The sequence below is a fragment of the Planifilum fulgidum genome, assembly GCF_900113175.1.
Classification (GTDB): Bacteria; Bacillota; Bacilli; order Thermoactinomycetales; family DSM-44946; genus Planifilum; species Planifilum fulgidum.
Window position 1 is genome coordinate 21,851 of sequence record NZ_FOOK01000003.1, and the last position, 21,564, is coordinate 43,414.

Sequence of the window (21,564 nt, forward strand, 5' to 3'; positions counted from 1 at the left end):
GCGGAATGTCTCCGCGCGGGCTGACTCGGAAGGGAAGCGATTTTTCGCCCGGGTCGCGCATTGGCCAGTCGTTTGGCGAAAAACCGCCTCCCGTTTCCGTTTGTTGAGGTTATTAAGCTGCTGCGCGGAAGCCGCTTTGCGACTTTACAGCTCGTCGAAGCCGTTTAAATCCCCCACCTTTACGTATTGACGGGATTTCTGCTCGAAAAAGTCCGTCTTGGTCCCGTCGAAGTTGTCCGCGTACGCGCGAATCCATTTCATGGGATTCTCCGTGCGGTTTTCATAGAGATCGCTCAAGCCGAGGAGGCGGAGCATCTTGTTGGCCCGGTATTGGATGTAGCCTTCCATTTCGCCGAGGTCGATGCCCTCGATATCCTGCAAAATATAGCGGCTCCAGGTCGTTTCCTGTTCCACGGCGTGCCGGAATTGATCGTACACCCAGCCGGCAAACTCCTCCGTGTTATGTTCCGGATGTTCCGCCAGGGTGGCCCGGAACAGTTCGCCGATGAAGCGCCCGTGCTGCAGTTCGTCCCGGTTGATGTAGGAAATCATCGTCGACGTGCCGACCATCTTCTGATGCCGGGCCAAGTGATAGAAAAAGGCGAAACCGGAGTAGAAGAACAGCCCCTCCAGCAGGGCGGAGTAAACCATGGCCTTCAACACGTTCAAGAGGGTGGGGCGGCTTGCGAATTCGTTGTATACCTGCTTGATCCGTTCGTTCCGCTTGAGCAGGACGGGATCTTTCCGGCCGTACTCAAAGGTTTCGATCTGCTGATCGTAGGTGGCGACGGAGGAGAGCACATAGGCGTAACTGTGATTGTGTTCGCTCTCCTGGTCGGCGATGGTGGCCATGATCGCCTTGACCGAGGGGTCCGTCGAGTAATGGGCGATGCGCAGGGCGATGTCCGTTTGCGGCCCGTCCAGGGTGGCCAGCAGACCGATGATTTTCAGAAAAGCGTTTCGTTCAGCGGGGGAGAGTTCGGGAAACTGCTTGATGTCGTGGGTCATGTCCACTTCGCTCGCCCGCCAGAACAGGGACCGGATCTGCTCCCGAAAATCATAGAAATGGGGATAGGCGAGATCGTTCCAGTTCAAAATGCCGCTCGCCTTGCCGCCGAAGAGGGCGGTGGATTTGTTGGGGTTTTCCGGCTCCAGCACGGTCACTTTTTTGAGGAGCTGATCCAATGTTTCAGCACTCCTTCCGTCCATTTGGTCACGGTTTCTTCCTGCGCCCCCCGGGGGCTCTGTTCGATCTTCAGGGGCGCATAGGTCGAACCGTAGAAGGTTGCCAGTTTGTCGCAGGCTTTGCAGAAGAGATCGTCCCCGCCGAACTGGGTGTCACCGGTGCCGAAGACGAAGACGTTGGGGGGCTTGCAGCCGATCTGCCGGACAAAATCCTTGACGATGTCCGGGGTGTCGCCCCTTCCCCAGGTGAAGGTTCCGAGAAGAAAGAGATCAAATTGCGAAGGATCGGGGATTCTCCGGTTCAGCCGGCGGATCCGGTGCATCTCGACGGCACAGCCTTCCTTCGTCAATCGCTGTTCGATGATTTCGGCGACCTCCTTGGTGTTTCCGCTGAAACTGGCGTAACTGATCAGGATGCGCACCAGGTGCACTCCTCGACGTCCGAGGCGGTGGACCGCACGTAATAGGTGGATTTGAGCCCCGATTTCCATGCCTTTAGGTGGAGGTCCAGCAGCACCTTTGCGTGGATGTTGTGGGGGACGTAGAGGTTGAAGGAGATCGCCTGGTCAATATGCCTTTGCCGGGCCGCGTTCTGCCGGATCGACCAGCGCTGGTCGACGATATGGGCCGAGCGCCGGTAGATCGCGTAGGTGCGATGGTCCAGGTCGGGGGCGACGACGGGCAGTTTGTAATCCTTTTTCTCCTCGTAATAGAAGGGTTTGAACACCGGGTCGATGCCGGCGGTGGAACCGGCGATGACGGACGTGCTGGAATTGGGGGCGACGGCCATCAGATAGCCGTTGCGGATGCCCCACCTCCGGATCATGTTTCGGATTTCTTTCCACTCTTCGGCGCTGTTCCCCGAGAGGTATCCTCTCTTCTCGAAGTACGCCCCGGTCTGCCAGTCGCTGCCTTCAAACAGCGGGTAAGCTCCCTTCTCCTTTGCCAGTTCGCAGCTCGCCCGGATTGTCAGGCGGGCGATGGTTTCATACAGCCGGTCCGCCAGCCGGACCGCTTCCTCCGATTCCCAGGGAATCTCCTCAAGGGCCAGCAGGTGATGCCACCCGAAGGTGCCGAGGCCGATCGCCCGGTATTTTTTGTTGGTCAGGGCCGCTTGCTTGACGCCGATCTTGTTCAGGTCGATCGCGTTGTCCAGCATCCGGACCTGAATGGGGATCAGGCGCTCCAGGACGCCGGCCGGAACCGCTTTTCCCAGATGGATCGAGGACAGGTTGCAGACGACGAAATCCCCCGCCTTCTTGTAAGTGATGATGGTGTCCCCGTCGACCGTTTCCTCGTATTGAACGGTGGGCGACATGTTCTGGGCGATCTCGGTGCACAGGTTGCTGGCATAGATCATGCCGGCGTGCCCGTTGGGATTCATGCGGTTGGCCTGATCCCGGTAAAACATGAAGGGGGATCCCGTCTCCAGCTGGGATTTCATGATCCGGATCATGATTTGAATGGCCGGAACCTTCTGTTTCCTCAGCCGGTCATTCCGGACGCAGGCCTCGTATCTTTCCCGGAAGCTCCCGCCGCCCGGCCGCTCGTCATAATAATCCTCCAGGGAAAATCCCATGACCCGCCGGACTTCGTGGGGGTCGAACAAATACCAGTCCCCCCGCTCTTCGACCCGTTCCATGAACAGGTCGGGGATGCAGACGCCGGTGAAGATGTCGTGGGCCCGCTGCCGTTCATCTCCGTTGTTCAGTTTCAGGTCCAGGAAGGAAAGGATGTCGGCGTGCCAGACGTCCAGATAGACGCAGACAGCCCCCTTTCTCCTCCCGAGCTGATCGACGCTGACGGCGGTGTTGTTGAGTTGCCTCGTCCAGGGGACGATGCCGGAGGAAGCGCCCTTGAAACCTTTGATGTCGCTGCCGCGGCTCCTCACCTTTCCCAGGTAGACGCCGATGCCCCCGCCGTCTTTGGAAAGCCGGGCCACGTCGGTGTTGCTGTTGTAGATGTCGATGAGGGAATCGGAGACCGTGTCGATGAAGCAGCTGGACAGCTGGCCGTGGGAAAGCCCGGCGTTGGCCAGGGTGGGGGTGGCCACCGTCATGTAAAGGTTGGACAGGGCCCAGTAGGCTTCCTGAACCAGGAGGTGTCTCCGCTCCTTCGGCTCATCCTGCATCAGGTGCAAAGCGATCGTCAGCCAGCGCTCCTGGGGGAGTTCATAAATGTTCTTTTCGTGGTCGGTCGCCAGATAGCGGGTGGCCAGCATATGCAGGCCGGGATAATCGAACAGAAGGTCTTTGTCGGGATCGATGAGACGGGCGAGCTGCCGGATCTCCTCCTCCGTGTATTTTTCCAGGATATTGGGGGAGTAGATCCCCTTTTCCGTCAGCGTCCGTTGCAATTGATAGTAATCGCCGTATTTTTTCCCCGCACAGCCCCGGTTTTCCCCCGCTTTGCGATAGAGTTGGTCCAGAAAAATTCTCGCCGCGGCAAAACTCCATGGGGCGTTGGCTTCATCCACGTTTTCCAGGGCGGTCGCGATCAAGAGGTTCGTCAGCTGGTCCCTCGAAAGGCCGGGTTTTTGGGAGACCCTCCGGAAGATCTTTTCTTTGAATTCCGGAAGGCCCTTCAGCCGGAGCCCCGAGAGGACCCGGTCGATGTATGATTCCAACGCTTTTTGGTCAGATGCCGGATTTTGCGATGCCGGGATGGATCGGCTCAAGGTTTCCCTCTCCTTTCGGTTCAAATAAAAAATCCGCCCGGGATGGAGCGGATAAGCGGCCTGAAAAAGGCACAAGAATTCCCCCGCTTCCACTTCTCACCCCCCGAAGAAGTGTCCAGCCGGGCGGGAAGGCAGGTCTCCTGACTCATGCGTCATCCGGCCGGGTCCCTTCCCGCATCGGCAGCCGGTGGCACGCGCCGCCGACCTTTCCGATGCAGTGGATATGACCCGGTCGTCCGCATTCACAGTTGCGGGGACAGTTCCGGATTTTCACCGGATTCCCTTTTAAGCCTTTACCAGGCACCTTCCCGCCGTAACTCAATATGTTGTAGTATACTCATCGAGTTACAACAAAATATAGTGTCTGATTTAAGATACCACGGGGGATCGGAGGTTGTCAATACTTGCAAAACAAAAGGTGAGCGCAGGGAAAAGGCGCGGATGGATCCCGGATTTGCGGATGAATCCCGTTGAAACCGCTTCTGCAAATGTTTATGATGAGTGAAAAACGCGGCTGAACGCCTTTCGAGGAGGATTCCGATGCGCATTCAACCGTCAAAAAATATCCAACAGTTGCCCTTGGGTGTTTTTAACCAATTGTTGCGGGCGAAGCGACGGGTGATGGAGAGCGGAAAACCGGTGATCGATCTGAGCGTGGGCAGCCCGGACCTGCCGCCTCCCCGGGAGGTGATGGAGGAGATCCGGAAGTGGTCGATGGACGGGAGCAAGTACGGCTACACCCTGGAGGCGATTCCGTCCTTCAACGGCAAGGTGGCGGCCTTCTACGAGGAGCGGTACGGGGTTCGGCTCAATCCCCGGGACGAGGTGCTGCAGCTGATCGGCTCCCAGGACGGGCTGGCCCATCTGGCCATGACCGTGATCGATCCCGGCGATGTCGTCCTCGTTCCCGATCCCGGCTACCCCATCTACGAGGCGAGCGTGCGGATTGCCGGCGGGGTTCCTTATCCGATGCCCCTGGAGGAGGAAAACGGGTTTCTGCCCCGGCTGGAGGCGATTCCCGAAGCGGTCCTCGGGCGGGCCAAAATGATGCTCCTCAACTATCCCGGCAATCCGGTCACCGCCATGGCGGATCGCGCCTTTTTCGAGGAGTTGGTCCGCTTTGCGAAAAAACACGAGATCCTGATCGCCCACGATTTCACCTATTCCGAGCTGGTCTTCGACGGGCGGCGGGCGGTCAGCTTCCTGTCCGTTCCGGGGGCGAAGGAGGTCGGCGTCGAGTTCAATTCCTTCTCCAAGACCTTCAACATGGCCGGATGCCGCATCGGCTACGTGGTCGGGCATCCGGAGGTGCTTCAGGCCCTCGGCCGGCTGATGTCCCACACCCAATACGGAATCTTTTATCCGATTCAAAAGGCGGCCGAGGCGGCGCTGGACACGGGGGACGCCTTTATCCGGAGACAGGTGGAGACGTATCAGGCGCGGCGGGATGCGCTGGTCGAGCGGCTCGCCGCAGGCGGATGGGAGGTGGCCAAGCCCCCGGCCACCATGTACGTGTGGGCGAAAATTCCCGAGGGGTGGAGTTCCGAATCCTTTGTGTTCCGGGTGCTGGAGGAGACCGGGGTGGTGCTCACCCCCGGCCGGGCTTTCGGAGAAAAGGGGGAAGGATATGTCCGGATCACCCTCGTCCAGCCCGAAGACCGGCTTAAGGAGGCCGCTGATCGGATCGGGCGGTTTTTAGAGGGCAGGTAGAGCGACTGTCCGGTTACTGCGAAAGAAGGATGCCGGCGGAAGGGGAACAGGCCCTTCCTGCCGGCGGCAACCGCGTCGGAAGGAGATGAGCCATGGAGGAGTTGCTGGAAGGCTTGTGGCGGCTGATTACGGGATTTTTCCGGTTTTTGTCCGCCCTGTTGCGAGTGGGGGAGATTATCGGAACCATCTTGGATTTTTTCGATATGATCAGGGACTTCTTCAAATGGTTGTGGCGGAAGCTGTTTCGCCGCTCCGAAGATCCCGCCGAAAATAAAAAGAACCCCGGCGATGGTTCTTGACGGGGACGTTTAGAGGCGGTGACGTTGACCGGGAACGGTCGGACGGGAGCTTTACGCCGGGCCGGGACATCAGCGTCGAGGCAGGGCGGAGTGCCGCTCGCCAGTCCCGGTTTTCAGCGCCAACCTGCTGATTGGGGCCGGAAGGCCCCGGTTTTTTTTCGGTTTCACCCCTTCAGCTGCCGCTGGCGGTTGGGGTCAGCTTTTCTCCCTGAATGCTCATGGCATCGAGGGGGATTTCGAACCACCAGCCGCCCGGGGTCTTCTTGATCGGCCGGTAGCCGGCCCGCCTCACCCTGCGGGCGACGTTCCAGCTGGCCGTGTACAAAATGGCCTTGTCCCGGGATTCATCGAACTGGATGACCGTTTCTTTTTCTTCGTCGGTGAGCGCCATGTTACCTCACTCCCGCATGGAAAATGATCACAAACATACGATCGTATGTTCCCCTTTATATTATTCTACCATGTTTTCTCCGGTTTGCCATCCTCCCTTCGGTTTTCCCGAAAGAATGTTCATGATCCGCTCCCATCCGGCGTGCGGCCGGATCCTTGCCGATCGGCCGGCGCAAGGGCAGGAAACGGAATTTTCTGTATACAACCGATAGGGTAATCACATGGTCTAAAGTATCTATCCCACAAAAAGAATTGGGGTAAACATATTTTTCTTTTGAAACTGCGAAGATCGCCATCTCCCTGCAGGGGCGGGGATGTCCGCGGGAGACCGCGGCCTGTTCTAAAAGAAAAAATACCAATCGTATATTTGAAAAAAGGGTTTTCCAACCAGACGCCTCGGCGGGAAGGGGGTGGGCCCGTGACGCTCCTCGGCATCCTGCTCATACTCTTCACTTGTCTGGTGGCTGTCGGCATCGGATACGTGGCCAATGAAAATGTTCGCCGCTTTGATGAAAGGGAACACGTCGATTTCCTGGGGCGGGAAGACGGAAAGGAGGGGGACGGCGGTGAAGAGGGATTACGCCAAGGAGAAACAACGGGATGAGGACAAAAGGGATTTGCACAAGTTCGGGTATGCCCAGGAACTGTTCCGGGATATGGGGGGCTTTTCCAATTTCGCGATTTCCTTCTCGATCATCTCGGTCCTGACCGGTGCCGTTTCCCTATACGGACACGGTCTCACCTACGGCGGCACCGGCATGATGGGTTTCGGCTGGCCCCTGGTCGCCCTGTTCGTCCTGCTGGTGGCGGCGGCGATGGCGGAATTGGCATCGGCGATTCCCACCGCGGGCGCTTTGTACCACTGGGCCTCCCTGCTCGGGAACAAGCGATGGGGTTGGTATACGGCCTGGATCAACCTGATCGGCCAGATCGGCATCGTGGCCGGGATCGACTATTCGGCGGCCATTTTCATCGACGGCCTCCTGTCGCCGGTGCTGGGCTACCGGATGACGGAGACCTCCACCCTGATCGTTTTCGCTTTGGTCCTCCTCTCCCACGGTCTGTTCAACCACCTGGGGATCCGCATCGTCGCGCGGTTGAACGATTTTTCCGCCTGGTATCACATCGGGGTCGTCCTGATCCTGGTGTTCAGCCTCGCCTTTTTCACCCGGGGAGGACTGCAGCCGGTGGAGACGCTGTTCCGGGTCGGGGAGACCTTTTCCGACAAACCCTACGCCCTGGCCTTCCTGATCGGTCTCCTGCAGGCGCAGTGGACCTTCACCGGTTATGACGCCTCCGCCCACACGATCGAGGAGACCCTCCATCCGCGGGTCCGGGCGCCCTGGGGGATTTTCACCTCCGTCGCTTTCTCCTTCGTGACCGGAATGATCATGCTCGCCTTCGTGACGCTGGCCATCAAGGACGTCGGCGCGGCGGTCGCCGCGGACAATCCCTTCATCCACGTCATCAGCCAGGCCTTGGGCGGCGTGTTCGGGCAGACGCTCCTGTGGCTGATCACCCTTGCCATGTGGTTCTGCGGCCTTTCCTCGGTCACCTCCTTTTCGCGGATGATGTTCGCCTTCTCCCGCGACAAGGGGATGCCCCGGAGCGACCTGTGGGCCCGCATCAGCAAAAAATACCGCACGCCTGCCCACGCCATCTGGCTGTCGGTCATCCTTTCCTTCGGCCTGGCTCTGATCGATTACGTCATCAAGCGGATCCATCCGGATACGTCCTACACCACCCTCACTTTTTTGACGGGAGTCAGCGTGGTCGGTCTGTATGTGGCCTACGGCATTCCGGTGCTGCTGCGCCTTAGGGCCGAAGCGAAGGGGAAGTTTTCCCGGAAGCATCTGGGCCCGTGGAATCTGGGAAAATGGGGCCGGCCCATTTCGGTCGTCGCCCTGCTGTGGATCGCCTTCATCAGCATCATCATGGTGATCCCTCCCAATCAGAACGCCGGGTACACCCTCGCCGTCATGATGCTCCTGCTGCTCATCATGGATTTCTCCTATTACCGCAAACATTTCCGGGGACCGCAGGCCGCCCTGGGCACGACGGAGGAGGAGCTCCGGCGCCGGGAAGCGGAGCTGGAAGGATCGTGAGACGTTGCCGGACTGCTGAAGGAGGCGATGTGATGGAATCCCTGGCGAAACGGATGAAGGATGCGGCGGAGCGGGTTTCCCGGGATTGGGAGGACCGCCTGCGCCGGCTGGTGGAAGTGGATTGCGGGACGCACAACCTGTCCGGCGTCACCGCCGTCGGCGAACGCTTCGCTTCCTGGCTCCGGGAGGCGGGTTTTTCCGTGGAGCACCTTCCCGCTCCGGGATGCGCCGGGGTGTGGGTGGGACGGCTCCCCGGGAGGGGAAAGGGGCGAATCGGACTCCTGGGGCATTTGGACACGGTGTATCCCGACGGCACGGCGGCGGAGCGGCCCCTCCGACGGGAGGGCAGCCGCTTGCTCGGGCCCGGCGTATCCGACATGAAGGGCGGATTGCTCGTCGGCCTCTACGCGGTGCGCACCCTTTCGGAGGTTTTGCCCGGCGCGTGGGGGGAGATCCGCTTCGTCCTCAACAGCGAGGAGGAGAGGGGCTCCCCCCACACAAAGGAGGCGATGCTGGGAGCCCTGGAAGGTTCCGATGCGGTGTTCGTGCTGGAGGCGGCCCGGGTCGACGGGAGCCTCGTCAGCGCCCGCGCCGGCGTCGCCTCCTTTGTCCTGGAATCCTTCGGCAAGGCGGCCCACGCCGGGGTGGAGCCGGAAAAGGGGAGAAATGCCATCGTCGACCTGGTCGCGCGTCTCTCCGCCCTGCAGGAACGGGCCGCCGGCCAAAGGGGCTTTCGCATCAACATCGGAAGAATCGAAGGGGGGACGGTGTCCAACGTGGTTCCGGACCGGGCCCGGGCGGAAATCGACGTCCGCCTCTTCAGCGCAGGCGGGCTGCAGGCTGCGACCCGGCTGTTGGAAGAGGTGGCCGCCCTCCCGTCCGTGACCGGCGGAGAGGCCCGGGTGGAGGGCATGCTGTGGTTTCCGCCGATGGAGAAGACGGAAGGGAACCGGCGCCTCGCCGAACTGGCCAAGCGGTGCGCCCGGTCTCTGAATTTCTCCGTGGAGGATGTTTGGACGGGAGGCGGTTCCGACGCCAACTGGGTTTCGTCCCGGGGGATCCCCTGCCTCGACGGGCTGGGGCCGGTGGGCGGATCGGACCACAGCCCCGGCGAATACCTGGAAGCGGACAGCATGGTGCCCCGCATCGCCCTTTTGGCCCTTCTGATGGCGGAGGTCGCCGGTGACGCCGCGGAGGGATGATCACGGGTTTGGACGGGAAGCCGGCGGGGGCGACTATTTCGCCGGAGACAAGCATAAGCATGGAGCAGGGGCGGGAACTTCCCGGTCCGCCCCCCGGAGTCTGCAGTTCCTTGAGACACCGCGAAAAGCGTTTGGGCATGCCGCGGGCGGAGCGGCCAGGGCCATGTCCTGCCGCGGCATGGCAGACAGAGAGAAGGGGGGAGAGCGATGGGCGAGTTGACATCCGCCGTCCTGGGCGGCGAAAGCCGGATGTGGATCGGCGGGCGGTGGGTGGAAGCCGTCTCGGGTGAATTTGTCGATGTGACCGATCCGGCCACGGGGGAGGTGGTGGGCCGGGTTCCGAAGGGCGGAGGAAAAGACGCCGCCCGGGCGATCGACGCGGCCTTTTCGGCCTTTCCCGGCTGGTCCCGGCGCACGGGAGCGGAGCGGGCGTCGGTGTTGAAGCGGTGGGCGGAGGCGATCCGAAACCATCGGCAGGAAATTTCCCGGATCCTGACCCTGGAGCAGGGAAAGCCCCTCGCCGAGTCGCTGGAGGAGGCGGACGGGGCGGCCGACTTCGTGGAATGGTACGCCGAGGAGGCGAAGCGGATCTGCGGCGAGACCTTGCCCGGATCCCGAGGGAATCAGCGCATCCTCGTGATCCGCCAGCCCGTCGGGGTGGCGGCCCTGATCACTCCCTGGAATTATCCCGCCACGATGGTGACGCGCAAAATGGCGGCGGCCCTGGCGGCGGGATGCACCGTCGTGCTGAAGCCGGCCAGCCAGACCCCCCTTACCGCCGTCGCCTTGCTGAAGCTGCTGGAGGAGGCGGGCCTTCCGCCGGGAGCGGCCAACCTGGTCACCGGAGAGGCGGGGGCCATCGGCCGGGAAATGATGGCCGATCCGCGGGTTCGCAAAGTGTCCTTCACCGGTTCGACGGAGACGGGCAAGAAGCTGATCCGCGCTTCGGCGGAACGGGTGAAGCGCCTCTCCTTGGAATTGGGAGGCAACGCTCCCCTGATCGTCTTTCCCGACTCCGACCTGGAGCGGGCGGTGGAGGCGACGATCGGGAACAAATTTGAAAACGCGGGGCAGATGTGTAACGGCATCAACGTCCTGTACGTCCACGAGTCGATCGTCGACCGTTTTTCCGAACGGCTGGTGAGCCGGGTGCAAAGTCTCCGGGTCGGGCGGGGGACGGAACCGGGGGTGAGAATGGGGCCGCTGATCGACGAGCGGAATTTGCGCAAGGTGGAGGCCCTCGTCGAAGATGCGGTCCGGAAGGGCGCCCGGGTCCTGACCGGTGGATGCCGCCTCACCGGGGAGCCCCACCGCTCGGGAACCTTTTATGCTCCGACGGTGATCGGCGATGTCACTCTGGAGATGCGCCTGGTTCATGAGGAGATTTTCGGGCCGGTGGCTCCCGTCGTCCCCTTCCGGGAGGAAGGGGAGGTGCTGGCGCGCGTCAATGCCACTCCCTACGGCTTGGCCGCCTACGTGTTCACCCGGGACGTCGGGCGGGTGTTCCGCATGGCGGAGAATCTGGAGTTCGGCATGGTGGCCGTCAACGGCACCTCCCTCAGCGTGCCCCAGGCACCCTTCGGGGGCATCAAGGAGAGCGGCCAGGGGAGGGAAGGAGGCCGGCACGGCATGGAGGAGTTTCTCCATTTGAAGTACATTTCCCTGAATTTGTAAGGAGCGGGAGAAAAACACTCAGCGACCGAAGCCATCCGGACGGGGCCGCCCGGTCCTCCCGCCCGAAGGCGTCTTCGCCGGGGATCCCGTCCGAGAAAAGGGGATGGACTGCGGATAAGGAGGAGGGAGCATGGCGGAAGCCGGGAAGGTGACGCTGGACCGGCTGAAGGAGCTGATCAAAGCGGGAGAGGTGGACACCGTCGCCGTCGGGTTTTGCGACATGCAGGGGCGGTTGATGGGGAAGCGGTACACCGGCGAGCATTTCCTGCGCATCGCCGATGAGGGCAGCCATTTCTGCGACTACCTCCTGGGGACCGACATGGAGATGACCACGCCCCAGGGATTTTCCGTCGTCGGCTGGGAGAAGGGTTACGGCGATTGGACCGCCAAGCCGGACTGGAATACCCTGCGGGTGATTCCTTGGCTGGAGAAGACCGCCTGCGTGCTGGCGGACGTGGTGGATGAGGAAGGAAAACCGGTGATGGTCGCCCCGCGCTCGGTGCTGAAGCGGCAGGTGGGGCGGGCGGCGGCCCTGGGATTCGAGGTGATGATGGCCAGCGAGCTGGAGTTTTACCTGGTGCGGGACTCCTATGAGGAGGCGTTCCGGAAGGGGTATGCGGGTCTGGAGCTTGGCGGCCATTACAACGAGGATTATCACCTGCTTCAGGGGATGCGCAACGAAGGGCTGTACCGTCGGTTCCGGGAACAGTTTTCCCGGGCGGACATCCCCATCGAATGCACCAAGGGGGAGGCCGGCATCGCCCAGCACGAGATCAATGTGCGCTATGCCGACGCCCTGGAATCCGCCGACAGGCACGTTCTGCTGAAGCACGGGATGAAGGAGATGGCCATCCAGAGCGGCGTGTCGGTCACCTTCATGGCCAAGCCCGACCATTCCTGGACCGGTTCCAGCTGCCACATCCACCTGAGCCTCCGGGACAGGAAAACCGGCCGGAACGCCTTTTACGATCCGGCGGCGGAGGGGGGCATGTCGAAGACGATGCGGAGTTTTCTCGCCGGCGTGATGCGCCACATGCGCGAAACGGCGATTCTGTTCGCCCCCAACGTCAATTCCTACAAGCGGTACATCGCCGAAAGCTGGGCGCCCACCCACATCGTGTGGGGCTGGGACAACCGGACCTGCGGCCTGCGGATCGTGGGCAGCGGGGAAAGTCTGCGCATCGAGAACCGCTTCCCCGGGGCGGACGCCAACCCCTATCTGGCCTACGCGGCGATGATCGCCTCCGGCCTGGAGGGGCTCGTGAACGGTTACGAGTTGGAGGAGCCCTGCGAAGGCAACGGTTACGCCCGGCAGGGGTCCGAAACCCTGCCCGCATCCCTGGCCGAGGCGATCGAAGCCTTTGCGGGCAGCACCTTCGTCAGGAGGGCTTTCGGCGAAACGGTGTCCGATCACTACTTGAACGCCGCCCGGGTGGAGCAGCGGTTCTATGACCAGGTGGTCACCGATTGGGAAAAGCGGCGGTACTTTGAGCGGATCTGATCCGTAGACTGGAGGGAAGCATTCATGCGCTTGAAGGACAAGGTCTGCATCATCACCGGCGCCGGAAGCGGCATGGGGAAGCGGGCCGCGGAGATGTTCGCCGCCGAGGGGGCAAAGGTGGCGGTGTTTGAGCTGAAGGAAACCGCCGGGCGCTCCGTCGCGGAAGCGATCAACCGCGCCGGGGGAGAGGCCGCCTTTTTTCCCTGCGACGTTTCCGATGAGGCCAGCGTCCGGTCCGCCGTCGAAGCGGCCCGCCGGCGGTTCGGCCGGCTGGATGTCCTGTACAACAACGCCGGGATTATGCCCGAGGAGGACCACTCGGTGATCGACACCTCCGTCGAGGTGTGGGACCGGGTGATGGCCGTCAACGTGCGGGGGATTTTCCTCACCTGCAAATATGTGATACCGGTCATGATCGAGCAGGGGAAAGGCTCCATCATCAACATCGCTTCCTTCGTCGCCTTCGTCGGCTGCAGCGTGCCCCAGGACGCCTATACGGCCTCCAAGGGAGCCGTCGTTTCCCTGACCAAATCCCTGGCCATCCAGTTTCGGCCCAAGGGCATCCGCTCCAACGCCATCTGCCCGGGACCGATCGAGACCCCGCTGCTCACCGAGTGGCTCCTCCGGGACGAGGAGGCCCGCAAACTCCGACTCAGCCGGCAGCCCAGCGGACGCTTCGGCCGGCCGGAGGACATCGTCTACTGCGCCATCTATCTTGCCTCCGACGAATCCGACTGGACCAACGGCGCCATCATCACCATCGACGGGGGAATCACCAGCAATTATTTTTGAAGGGGCAAAAGGGAATTCCACCCGGCGGGATTCCCTTTTTCGCCGTCCTTCTTGATCATTGCGGGGTTTTTTTCCGACACCGGGGTTTTTGCCGCTGTCCGGGAGTGTTTGACGGCCGACTGGGGACTTGGGGGGTTTTCAACGACACTTGGATCACATATTTTTCATCCGTTATGGGTTTCGCCGTCACGTTCCCCTTTTTCGATGGATGGAAGGATGGGATGGGGATCGGATCGTCCGATCCGGGGCTTTTGAACGGTTCATTTTCCGTTTCCGCTGCGGCTGGCTTCCGACAAGGGCAACCCGTCTTGGTATTGCATGGTTGACAGGGGACGTTTCAGGTCGGCATGCTTTTTCCGATTCGACACAGCCGGGCCAAGAAAAATCATCAGACGTCCGTTGATCATTCCCCCGTTTGGATGCAACAGGAGGATGGGCGGGTTCCCGCGCCTTACAATGCATTGGCATGTATCGCAAGGATTTCCAAAAAAGTTTTCCTTTCCTGGTTGGCAACCCGCAGCGAGATGCCGAAGGTCTGAAAAAAACCGTTGACTCTGCCGATCACTGACTTTTCGTATTTGCATGCAATTGCCATCGACCTCTCCATGTGCCACAATCCCTGTTAAGAACCCCGTCTTGAGATGATCGGATGAAGAAAGGATGGATCCTGCCCCTCTCCGCTGTCCTGATCTCTGCACTTTTCGGCTGTTCTCAGGTAGAACCTTGGAAGCCGCAGATGCTTCCAAAACAATCGCTCGAAAGCGGGAACCGATCCGAGCTCCGCGAGATCCGAGCTCCGCGAGAAAAAAGAAATTCACCCGAGCGAGCCGCTGATTCGTCCCGGACAGATCACGAAGATCAACGGGTTCGGCACCTTTGAGCTCCTGTACAACGTTCATCCCTTCGAAGAGGTCCATCTTTCCCCCCTGAAAATCGATCTGGATAGGATCAAAATCTTCAAAGTGACTGACATCACCTCGCCGTTTCGGGAAGATCTGAAGAAGTTTGGTTGGAAGGGGAATAAAGCGGCATACATGGTTCAAATCGAGTATTCCATTGAAAATCCGGGGGATGCCGCGCTCCGGCTGGAACCGGCTCCCTTTCAGTCCCTCGTCCTGTCCGGCGGCGGACAGGCAACCGGGCGGCCAATGCAAAGTGATTCCGACAGCAGGTTTGAGGGGAAAGGGAAGAAAAACCGTCAGGTCATCTGGTTTGTCTTGGATCGAAAACCCGGAAAGGTCCGATCCCTTCGGCTGACAACCGGAAAAGTTTATAATCTGGATGCTGCCCGCTGGCACGGCGAATCCAAAAGGGTTGAGATTTTCATAAATTGATGATGGGAAGTTGATATTCTCCAGGCGTCGCCGCGGTTTGATTTTTTTGGTGGGGGCAGGTGAATCCCGAAAGAGGAGACGGAATGCACGTTTCAAGGAAGCGGTTTTTCGCGAGGTGATTTTATTGCGCGTGGTGATCGTTTCCGACACGCACATCCCCAAGCGGGCGAAGCGCTTGCCTTCGGCGTTGATCCGGGGGCTTGAGCGGGCGGACGCCATCCTGCACGCCGGCGACTGGGTGGATGAGGCGGTCATCGAGGAGTTGGAAGCGTACGCGCCGGTGTACGGGGTGGCCGGAAACTGCGATCCCCCGGAACTCCGCCGGCGATTGGGGGAGAGGCGCATCGTCCGGCTCGGGGGATACCGGATCGGGTTGGTGCACGGGGAGGGGCGAAAGGGCACCACCCTTGAAAGGGCCTTCGCCGCCTTCGCGGGGGAACCTCTCCATCTGCTCGTCTTCGGGCACACGCACCTTCCCTACAAGGGAAGGCACGGGAACACCCTGGTCTTCAACCCGGGTTCCCCCACCGACCGGCGGCGCAGTCCCCGCTTCTCCTACGGCGTGGCCCTGCTGGGGAAAAGGGGGATCCGCGTGCGCCACGTCTGGTTTTCCAGTCGGGAGTGAGGAAGTGGAATACCTACATTAGGGTGAGTCGGGTTCCCGGCCCTATTTTTATATCAGGGTTTACCGATTCAGTTGGTGGTACTGTGCCCAGGAGTAATTGGGCGATTCTGATCCGTGGGAAGCAAGGGGTGGAGGCATTTCTCCTTCACCGGCTCGCGTTCGTCCCTGAGAACAGTGTTTCTATCCGAGCGCTGGAGGATCAGGTTCTGGAAGGTCTACAAGATGGCGACGCGTTTTCACATGTCGTTCCGATTCATGGAAGAAGGTCCGGGAAGTTTTCATCCAGTTCGACGACCTTTTTTCCGATCAGATAGCGTTTCCCGCCGGGGTACGTTTCGAAGCGCAGCACGTACACAACCGGCTGATACTTGCCGGATGTCAAGTGAATGTATTGGACCCTTGCCGGTTTAAGGTTTTCCGGCAATTTCGCCGTTGGCTGTTCCGACATCGCCCGGACCAAACGGCCAATTTTCCCCTTGTCCCGAATCGTGGCCCGTTGCTTTTCCTCCGGGGCATACTCAAGCAGAATCATCTTTGTCGGGGCAAATTCCTCCAGGCTGATCTCGCCGAGACTTTTTTCCGTGTACACCGAACATCGGTTGGTATGGCCGTTGCGAATGGCCAGCCATCGGTCTTGAGGCAATCCTTTGATGGTTCGAATGGCTTCCCCTGAATCCGTTTCGGCGACCGCTTTCCCGGCGGCCTCTTCTTTTATTTCCAACTGAGGGTGCAGGTTGTACTCGGCGTTGTTGTAAAGAAACCTCCGTCCGTCAAAGGGGACCTCCGGCAACGGAGAGCAGCCGGCGATCCACAGGAGCGAAGCGAGCAACAGACCTGAAACGGATCCTTTGAACATGTGCATTCTCCCCCGAACCAATTTTTCCTTAAATCTACAATAAAGGCAAGCGCGATGGGAATCCTTTTTTCTCATCGCGATGCGCGAAGGTCCGGCTCCCGGGCGCTTAAGACCAGTCGATGGTCCTTGGGCGGCAAACGTCCACCCTTCCGGCACCGTCCATCTATGCCGAAAAAACCCGTCCTCTCCGCGATTTTCATGAAAATCCTGACCGCCGGACGGTCAGAGGCCCTCCGGGCCCACTGTCGGGACCGGGGGGCATTTGTTAAAATGAAACCAGATTTTCTTTTTTGATGGACAAAATCCTGATTGTAATTTCGCTCGCGGGAGGGAGAAAGGATGCCCAAAGGCCTTTACAATAAACTGTTCGGCACCTATTGGAACCCGTATTTGGCTGTCGGCCTGGCGGGAGTGCTGAGCGCCCTCTACTTCGGCGCGACCGGCACCGTCTGGGCGGTGACCGGCGAGTTTACCCGTTTCGGCGGACATCTCCTGGAGGCGGTGGGGGTGGACATTTCCCGATGGGCATACTTCGAGATGGTGAAGATGGAGGGAATGCCCTGGATGCGCACCGATGGCTGGATCGTCTTCGGCATGCTGTTCGGTGCGCTGATCACCGTTTTGTTGGGCAATCATTTCAAGCTGCGCGTCCCGCAGTTGAAGCGCCGCCTCGTGCAGGGGTTCGTCGGCGGAGCGATCGCGGGCTTCGGGGCGAGGATGGCGCTGGGCTGCAATCTGGCCGCCTTTTTCACGGGAGTGCCGCAGTTCTCCTTCCATTCGTGGATCTTCATGGTGTTTACGGCGGCGGGAACTTATCTCGGCGTCAAGGTGGTGCAAACCCCCTGGTGGAGGGGAAAGCCCAATTTGAAGCGCGTTTCGGCGGGGAAAAGCGCCCTGCCCGGGAAGAAGGCGCCGCGGCGGAAGGTGCAGCCCGTGCTGGGACTGCTGGTGATGATCCTGTTTGCCGCCATCGTCGTCCACTATTTTCTTTCGGGAAAGCCCCTTTTGGCCGTGGCCGCCCTGTTCGGAGCCGGCTTCGGGATCCTGATTGAGCGGGGGCAGATCTGCTTCACCTCCGCCTTTCGGGATCTCTGGGTCAGCGGGCGCGCCGTGATGACCAAGGCGCTGGCCGTGGGGATGATGATCTCGGTGGTGCTGACCTTCTGGCTCATCCAGTCCGGGATGACGCCGATCATCAAGGTGGCCGCCCCCAGCACGGCGCTGGGAGGTCTCCTGTTCGGATTGGGCATCGTGCTCGCCGGCGGCTGCGAAACGGGCTGGATGTACCGCGCCATGGAGGGGCAGGTGCTCTTTTGGGTGGTGGGAGCGGGCAATATCGCCGGGGCGACGTTCCTGGCCTATGCCTGGGACCACCTGGGCCTGTACGACGTGCTGACGAAGGGATTTGCGCCGATCAACCTGCTGGAGGAGTGGGGTTCCTGGGGAGCCCTGTTCGGAACCCTGGCGATGTTGCTCTGCTGGTTCCTGCTCGCCTCCTGGTGGGAGAAGTTTTACCGGTTCGGCAAGGGACTCAGGGTGGAAAAACCCCGGGTGGCCCTTGGCAGGATGGCCGGAAAACATCAATAAGGAGGTGTGGAGAGATGGAGCGTCGCAAAGAGGATCTGGTGGACTATATCCTCGATATCCGCGGGGAGCCTTGACCCTATCCGGTGATTTACGCGCTGGATGCGCTGGGTCAGATGAAAGCCGGAGAAGTGTTGCTGGTGATCGCCGACTGTCCGCAGTCATTCCGCAGCGTGCCCGAAGAGGTGGTCAAGCACGGGTACGAGCTGCTAAGCGAACCGGAGCAGCAAGGGCAGGATCTCTATTTTTACATCCGGGTGCCCGGAAGCGGATAAAAAGGCGGCACCTTCGCCCGGGCGAAGGTGCCTTCAAAAAAGGTGGAATGTTATGACCAAACCTGTCGTCTTGTCGTACAGCGGCGGCAAAGATTGCACCTACGCCCTTCACGTGCTGAAGCAGGATCCCGACTGGCAGGTCGTCCGCCTCCTCACCACGGCCGCCCGGCCTCACCGGCGCACTTCCATGCACGGCGTTCGGATTGAGCTGTTGAAGCGGCAGGCGGCGTCCCTCGGACTGCCCCTCGACATCGTCTGGCTGGATGAGGACGGCCGGGATTACGAGAGCCGCATGGCGGAGATGCTCGCAGGGTACAAAAAGCGGGGGATTGAGCGGGTCGCCTTCGGGGATCTCTATCTGGAGGACATCCGGGAATACCGGGAGCATCTGAACGCCTCCGTCGGCCTGGGATCGCTTTTTCCCCTCTGGGGCATTCCGGTCCGGGAACTGGCGAAGCGGTTTATCGACGACGGATTTCGCGCCGTCGTCGTCTGCGTCGACACCGAGCAGCTGGACGCTTCCTTCTGCGGCAGGGAATACGATCTCTCCCTGCTGAAGGATCTTCCCGACTCCGTGGATTGGTGCGCCGAGAAGGGGGAGTTTCACACCTTTTGTTACGACGGCCCCGCATTCCGGAAAGCCGTCCCATTTTCCCGGGGAGAAAAGGTGCTGAGGGAGGGGCGGTTTTACTACCTCGACCTTCTGCCTGCAACGGGTCCGTGACGGGGAGGGAATGTGGAAAAAGGCCCTTTCAGGGCCTCATCGCGGTTGGCGCCGGCGGAAGCGGTCGGCGACCAAGCCGAGGACGACCAGTGCGCCGATCACCATCAGGATGACAAAGCCGTAATCCGTCAAGATTTCGCTGATAACCGGTCCCGGGTCCATCGCGATCCATCCTTCAGTGCTCCGCATAAGGAGCGGCGGTTTTCTCCGCCTCGTCCGCGGAGCCGTGTTGATCGGAATGGTTGGTTCGCGTTCCCAACAGGTGGAGCATGGGGCAAAACCGGGTGATCCCCTCGGCCACCTTCATTCCCGAAAGGATCGCCACCAGAACCGGGAATCCCCGGTAGGGATGGCGGGCCATGCGGGCGGTGCTCCAGGCGAGGCCGACCAACCCGATGGTGATGCGCATGATGGCGTCCCATGTGCCGACATTTTTTCGCATGAAAAACCCTCCTTTGCAAGCATCGAGAGATCCTTCCGCTCCGGATTCCGGCAGGCGGCAGAAGAAAATCTTTCTTCCGGAAGTGGAAACATCTTTTTCTCGGGTTAGTATCTGTTCGATCCGCTTCATTATGCAATGCAGGTTTAATCACCCGACGACAGGGGAGGAGGGAACAAGCAAATGATGTGGCAGGATTCCGGCGTTTTGTCCCGGATCATCGACGTGTCTGCCGGAAGGGAGGAACCGGATCTCCTGTTGACGGGAGGGCGGGTTCTCAATGTGTATACCGGCCGGCTGGAAGAGGCGGATGTGGCCATCGCCGCGGGGCGGATTGCCTATGTGGGTTCCCTGAAGGAGGCGAAGATTGAGCCGGGGGATGGGACCCGGATCATCGACGTGACGGGGCGGGTGTTGGTTCCGGGGTACATCGAGCCCCACGCCCATCCATTTCAGCTGTATCATCCGGTCACGCTGACGGAAAAGGTGCTGCCCCTCGGAACGACGGCGATGATCTGCGACAATCTGTTCCTGTTCAGCCGAATGGAGACCGGCGAATTTCTTTCCCTGGCGGAGGAGCTCAGCCGCTTGCCGGTCCGTCTGTTCTGGTGGGCCCGGTTCGATTCCCAGGCCACGCTGCCCGACGAAGACAAGCTGTTTTCCGATGAGCGGATGCGGGATCTGCTGTCCCACCCGCGGGTGCTGCAGGGAGGGGAGCTGACCGCCTGGCCTTCCCTGCTGGCGGGGGAGGAGCGGATGGTGCGCTGGATCGAAGAGCTCCGCCGGCAGGGAAAGCGGGTGGAGGGGCATGCTCCGGGCGCTTCGCACAAAACCCTGGCCCGGCTGGCGGCGGCGGGGGTGACGGGAGACCACGAGCCGATATCCCCGGAAGAGGTGTGGGATCGTCTGCGCCTCGGCTACATGACAACCCTGCGCCACAGTTCCCTCCGGCCCGACCTGCCGACCCTTTTGGAAGGCCTTTTGAAGGAGGACGGCGTCCCTTGGCACCGGCTGATGATGACCACCGACGGCCCCACGCCGGCTTACCTGCGCCACGGCTTCGTCGATTACCTGATCAAGACGGCCCTTAAGGCGGGATGCGATCCGGTGGAGGCGTACCGGATGGTGACGATCAACCCCGCCGTCTATTACCGGCTGGATGAGCATCTGGGAGGGATCGCCCCGGGCCGGGTGGCCGACATCAACGTGCTTTCCGGCCTGGATCAGCCGACTCCGGTGCAGGTGATCGCCGGGGGCCGCGTCGTCGCCGAGGAGGGCCGCCTGCTCATCCCCCTTCCCCGGGTGGACTTTTTCCGGTACCAAGGTCTGGTCACCTCCTTCTCCTGGCGGGCCGAGGAGGATCATTTTGCTCTCCCCCTCGAAGCCGGCGAGCCGTATCCGGTGATCCAGCTGCTCAACCCGGTGATCACCCGGGTCGCCGAGGAGGAACTGCCCGTGGCCGGGGGGCGGGTGCAGCTTTCGCCGGAGGATGACCGCCTGCTGGCCCATCTGGTGGACCGCGGCGGCGCCTGGATCACCCGGGGCGTCCTGCGGGGCTTCGGCCGGGGAATCGACGGTCTGGCATCCACCTACAACGGGTCCGGCGACCTGCTGGTGTTGGGGCAAAAGCCGGACGCCATGGCCCGGGCCGCCAACCGGGCGCTGGAACAGGGAGGCGGGATCGTCTGGATCCAGGGGGGCGAGGAGCGCTTCAACCTTCCCCTGCCGATCGCCGGAGCGATGAGCGAGCGGCCGGTGGACGAGCTGATTTCCCTGACGGAACGGCTGACCCGGGAACTGAAGGCCTTCGGCCACCCCTTTCACGACCCGATTTACACGTTTTTGTTCCTCTCCTCCACCCATTTGCCGCAGGTCCGCTTGACCGCCCGCGGCTTGCTGAGGATCAAGGACGGGCGGGTCCTGGTCCCGTCGGAGCCGCTGAAGTAGGTCGAGGGGCGCGGAGCCCTTTCGAGGATTTTTCTAAATCAGGAAAACCGGGAGCCTAGAGCGTTTTTCGCCGCCCTCCCGGGAAAACCGCTCTGGCATGCGCCAATTTCTGCGACGGCCGATTTCCCGGCCTTTCTTTTTTGGGTCATTTTCGTGGCAACTTTGATGAAGCTTGCGTGACAGCTCTGTTGAGAAACGGTGACACCGATTGACACGGGTGAATCCGGCACCCTAAATATAGCATA

21 protein-coding genes and 1 riboswitch are annotated in these 21,564 nt (G+C 60.9%); of the genes, 13 read left to right on the forward strand and 8 right to left on the reverse strand.

The window, feature by feature from the left end; all coding sequences use genetic code 11:
• Window positions 1-144 precede the first annotated feature (144 nt).
• Genes BM063_RS02110 through BM063_RS02120 form a run of 3 tightly spaced genes read right to left on the reverse strand, consistent with a single transcriptional unit; the run spans window position 145 to window position 3,850 of the window.
• The gene (locus tag BM063_RS02110) at window positions 145-1,185 is read right to left on the reverse strand and encodes a ribonucleotide-diphosphate reductase subunit beta (protein WP_245751978.1); all 1,041 of its coding nucleotides are present in this window, start codon (window positions 1,183-1,185) and stop codon (window positions 145-147) included.
• Complete coding sequence (locus BM063_RS02115) at window positions 1,161-1,607, reverse strand: flavodoxin (RefSeq protein WP_245751979.1); 447 nt, start codon at window positions 1,605-1,607, stop codon at window positions 1,161-1,163. The genes BM063_RS02110 and BM063_RS02115 overlap by 25 nt, the downstream gene beginning before the upstream one ends.
• Entirely contained in the window at window positions 1,595-3,850 is a 2,256-nt protein-coding gene (locus BM063_RS02120; protein WP_092035813.1) for a ribonucleoside-diphosphate reductase subunit alpha, read from the reverse strand. Before BM063_RS02120 ends, BM063_RS02115 begins: the two co-directional genes overlap by 13 nt.
• 125 nt (window positions 3,851-3,975) lie before the next feature.
• A riboswitch (cobalamin riboswitch) is annotated at window positions 3,976-4,185 on the reverse strand.
• Between the two features lie 217 nt (window positions 4,186-4,402).
• Here BM063_RS02120 and BM063_RS02125 point away from each other — a divergent pair.
• Window positions 4,403-5,572 (forward strand): aminotransferase class I/II-fold pyridoxal phosphate-dependent enzyme, encoded by a 1,170-nt coding sequence (locus tag BM063_RS02125; RefSeq protein ID WP_092035680.1) that lies wholly within the window; start codon window positions 4,403-4,405, stop codon window positions 5,570-5,572.
• Window positions 5,573-5,664: 92 nt separating this feature from the next.
• Complete coding sequence (locus tag BM063_RS02130; protein WP_092035681.1) at window positions 5,665-5,871, forward strand: hypothetical protein; 207 nt, start codon at window positions 5,665-5,667, stop codon at window positions 5,869-5,871.
• A gap of 172 nt (window positions 5,872-6,043) precedes the next feature.
• Here the strand turns inward: BM063_RS02130 and BM063_RS02135 are convergent, their stop codons facing one another.
• The gene (locus tag BM063_RS02135) at window positions 6,044-6,262 is read right to left on the reverse strand and encodes a hypothetical protein (RefSeq protein WP_092035682.1); all 219 of its coding nucleotides are present in this window, start codon (window positions 6,260-6,262) and stop codon (window positions 6,044-6,046) included.
• A 417-nt stretch (window positions 6,263-6,679) separates the two neighbouring features.
• Here BM063_RS02135 and BM063_RS02145 point away from each other — a divergent pair, with 417 nt between their 5' ends.
• The 6 genes from BM063_RS02145 to BM063_RS02175 all read left to right on the forward strand — a co-directional run bounded on the left by BM063_RS02145 (window position 6,680) and on the right by BM063_RS02175 (window position 13,535).
• The gene (locus BM063_RS02145; protein ID WP_092035684.1) at window positions 6,680-6,865 is read left to right on the forward strand and encodes a hypothetical protein; all 186 of its coding nucleotides are present in this window, start codon (window positions 6,680-6,682) and stop codon (window positions 6,863-6,865) included.
• A complete protein-coding gene (locus BM063_RS02150) occupies window positions 6,828-8,366 on the forward strand; it encodes an amino acid permease (protein WP_177198930.1) in 1,539 nt (512 codons plus the stop codon). Before BM063_RS02145 ends, BM063_RS02150 begins: the two co-directional genes overlap by 38 nt.
• Before the next feature lie 32 nt (window positions 8,367-8,398).
• The gene (locus BM063_RS02155) at window positions 8,399-9,568 is read left to right on the forward strand and encodes a M20 family metallopeptidase (protein WP_092035686.1); all 1,170 of its coding nucleotides are present in this window, start codon (window positions 8,399-8,401) and stop codon (window positions 9,566-9,568) included.
• A 207-nt stretch (window positions 9,569-9,775) separates the two neighbouring features.
• On the forward strand, window positions 9,776-11,242 hold the full coding sequence (locus BM063_RS02165; RefSeq protein ID WP_218154397.1) for an NAD-dependent succinate-semialdehyde dehydrogenase: 1,467 nt from the start codon (window positions 9,776-9,778) through the stop codon (window positions 11,240-11,242).
• 130 nt (window positions 11,243-11,372) lie between these two features.
• Window positions 11,373-12,743 carry a glutamine synthetase family protein gene (locus BM063_RS02170; RefSeq protein ID WP_092035688.1) on the forward strand — a complete coding sequence of 457 codons (1,371 nt, stop codon included), beginning with the start codon at window positions 11,373-11,375 and terminating at the stop codon, window positions 12,741-12,743.
• 24 nt (window positions 12,744-12,767) lie between these two features.
• A complete protein-coding gene (locus tag BM063_RS02175) occupies window positions 12,768-13,535 on the forward strand; it encodes an SDR family NAD(P)-dependent oxidoreductase (protein WP_092035689.1) in 768 nt (255 codons plus the stop codon).
• Window positions 13,536-13,795: 260 nt separating this feature from the next.
• Here the strand turns inward: BM063_RS02175 and BM063_RS17160 are convergent, their stop codons facing one another.
• Window positions 13,796-15,019 carry a hypothetical protein gene (locus BM063_RS17160; protein WP_143085204.1) on the reverse strand — a complete coding sequence of 408 codons (1,224 nt, stop codon included), beginning with the start codon at window positions 15,017-15,019 and terminating at the stop codon, window positions 13,796-13,798.
• Here BM063_RS17160 and BM063_RS02185 point away from each other — a divergent pair.
• Window positions 15,000-15,494: a metallophosphoesterase family protein gene (locus BM063_RS02185; RefSeq protein ID WP_342713729.1), complete on the forward strand. Its 495-nt coding sequence runs from the start codon at window positions 15,000-15,002 to the stop codon at window positions 15,492-15,494. The two genes, BM063_RS17160 and BM063_RS02185, sit on opposite strands and share 20 nt — an antisense overlap.
• A gap of 253 nt (window positions 15,495-15,747) precedes the next feature.
• On the opposite strand, the gene BM063_RS02190 is transcribed toward BM063_RS02185, so the two are convergent.
• Window positions 15,748-16,350 carry a hypothetical protein gene (locus tag BM063_RS02190; protein WP_092035691.1) on the reverse strand — a complete coding sequence of 201 codons (603 nt, stop codon included), beginning with the start codon at window positions 16,348-16,350 and terminating at the stop codon, window positions 15,748-15,750.
• A 339-nt stretch (window positions 16,351-16,689) separates the two neighbouring features.
• On the opposite strand from BM063_RS02190, the gene yedE reads away from it, so the two are divergent.
• From yedE to BM063_RS02205, 3 genes are all read left to right on the forward strand, one after another.
• On the forward strand, window positions 16,690-17,937 hold the full coding sequence (yedE, locus tag BM063_RS02195) for a selenium metabolism membrane protein YedE/FdhT (protein ID WP_092035692.1): 1,248 nt from the start codon (window positions 16,690-16,692) through the stop codon (window positions 17,935-17,937).
• Window positions 17,938-18,020: 83 nt separating this feature from the next.
• The gene (locus BM063_RS02200) at window positions 18,021-18,209 is read left to right on the forward strand and encodes a sulfurtransferase TusA family protein (RefSeq protein ID WP_245751980.1); all 189 of its coding nucleotides are present in this window, start codon (window positions 18,021-18,023) and stop codon (window positions 18,207-18,209) included.
• Window positions 18,210-18,261: 52 nt separating this feature from the next.
• Complete coding sequence (locus tag BM063_RS02205) at window positions 18,262-18,933, forward strand: Dph6-related ATP pyrophosphatase (protein WP_092035693.1); 672 nt, start codon at window positions 18,262-18,264, stop codon at window positions 18,931-18,933.
• 36 nt (window positions 18,934-18,969) lie between these two features.
• Here BM063_RS02205 and BM063_RS18130 read toward each other — a convergent pair whose 3' ends face one another.
• Window positions 18,970-19,095 (reverse strand): EYxxD motif small membrane protein, encoded by a 126-nt coding sequence (locus tag BM063_RS18130; protein ID WP_281246671.1) that lies wholly within the window; start codon window positions 19,093-19,095, stop codon window positions 18,970-18,972.
• 13 nt (window positions 19,096-19,108) lie between these two features.
• Window positions 19,109-19,375: a YgaP family membrane protein gene (locus BM063_RS02210; RefSeq protein WP_092035816.1), complete on the reverse strand. Its 267-nt coding sequence runs from the start codon at window positions 19,373-19,375 to the stop codon at window positions 19,109-19,111.
• A gap of 180 nt (window positions 19,376-19,555) precedes the next feature.
• On the opposite strand from BM063_RS02210, the gene BM063_RS02215 reads away from it, so the two are divergent.
• On the forward strand, window positions 19,556-21,319 hold the full coding sequence (locus BM063_RS02215; RefSeq protein ID WP_092035694.1) for an adenine deaminase C-terminal domain-containing protein: 1,764 nt from the start codon (window positions 19,556-19,558) through the stop codon (window positions 21,317-21,319).
• Window positions 21,320-21,564: the final 245 nt, after the last annotated feature.

Bases quoted from the DNA above. Each gene is read 5' to 3' on its own strand.
- BM063_RS02210 (WP_092035816.1), bottom strand. From the start codon at position 19,375: ATGCGAAAAAATGTCGGCACATGGGACGCCATCATGCGCATCACCATC.
- yedE (WP_092035692.1), top strand. From the start codon at position 16,690: ATGCCCAAAGGCCTTTACAATAAACTGTTCGGCACCTATTGGAACCCG.
- BM063_RS02175 (WP_092035689.1), top strand. From the start codon at position 12,768: ATGCGCTTGAAGGACAAGGTCTGCATCATCACCGGCGCCGGAAGCGGC.
- BM063_RS02190 (WP_092035691.1), bottom strand. From the start codon at position 16,350: ATGTTCAAAGGATCCGTTTCAGGTCTGTTGCTCGCTTCGCTCCTGTGG.
- BM063_RS02135 (WP_092035682.1), bottom strand. From the start codon at position 6,262: ATGGCGCTCACCGACGAAGAAAAAGAAACGGTCATCCAGTTCGATGAA.
- BM063_RS02170 (WP_092035688.1), top strand. From the start codon at position 11,373: ATGGCGGAAGCCGGGAAGGTGACGCTGGACCGGCTGAAGGAGCTGATC.
- BM063_RS02215 (WP_092035694.1), top strand. From the start codon at position 19,556: ATGATGTGGCAGGATTCCGGCGTTTTGTCCCGGATCATCGACGTGTCT.
- BM063_RS02165 (WP_218154397.1), top strand. From the start codon at position 9,776: ATGGGCGAGTTGACATCCGCCGTCCTGGGCGGCGAAAGCCGGATGTGG.
- BM063_RS18130 (WP_281246671.1), bottom strand. From the start codon at position 19,095: ATGGACCCGGGACCGGTTATCAGCGAAATCTTGACGGATTACGGCTTT.
- BM063_RS02155 (WP_092035686.1), top strand. From the start codon at position 8,399: ATGGAATCCCTGGCGAAACGGATGAAGGATGCGGCGGAGCGGGTTTCC.
- BM063_RS02125 (WP_092035680.1), top strand. From the start codon at position 4,403: ATGCGCATTCAACCGTCAAAAAATATCCAACAGTTGCCCTTGGGTGTT.
- BM063_RS02205 (WP_092035693.1), top strand. From the start codon at position 18,262: ATGACCAAACCTGTCGTCTTGTCGTACAGCGGCGGCAAAGATTGCACC.
- BM063_RS02130 (WP_092035681.1), top strand. From the start codon at position 5,665: ATGGAGGAGTTGCTGGAAGGCTTGTGGCGGCTGATTACGGGATTTTTC.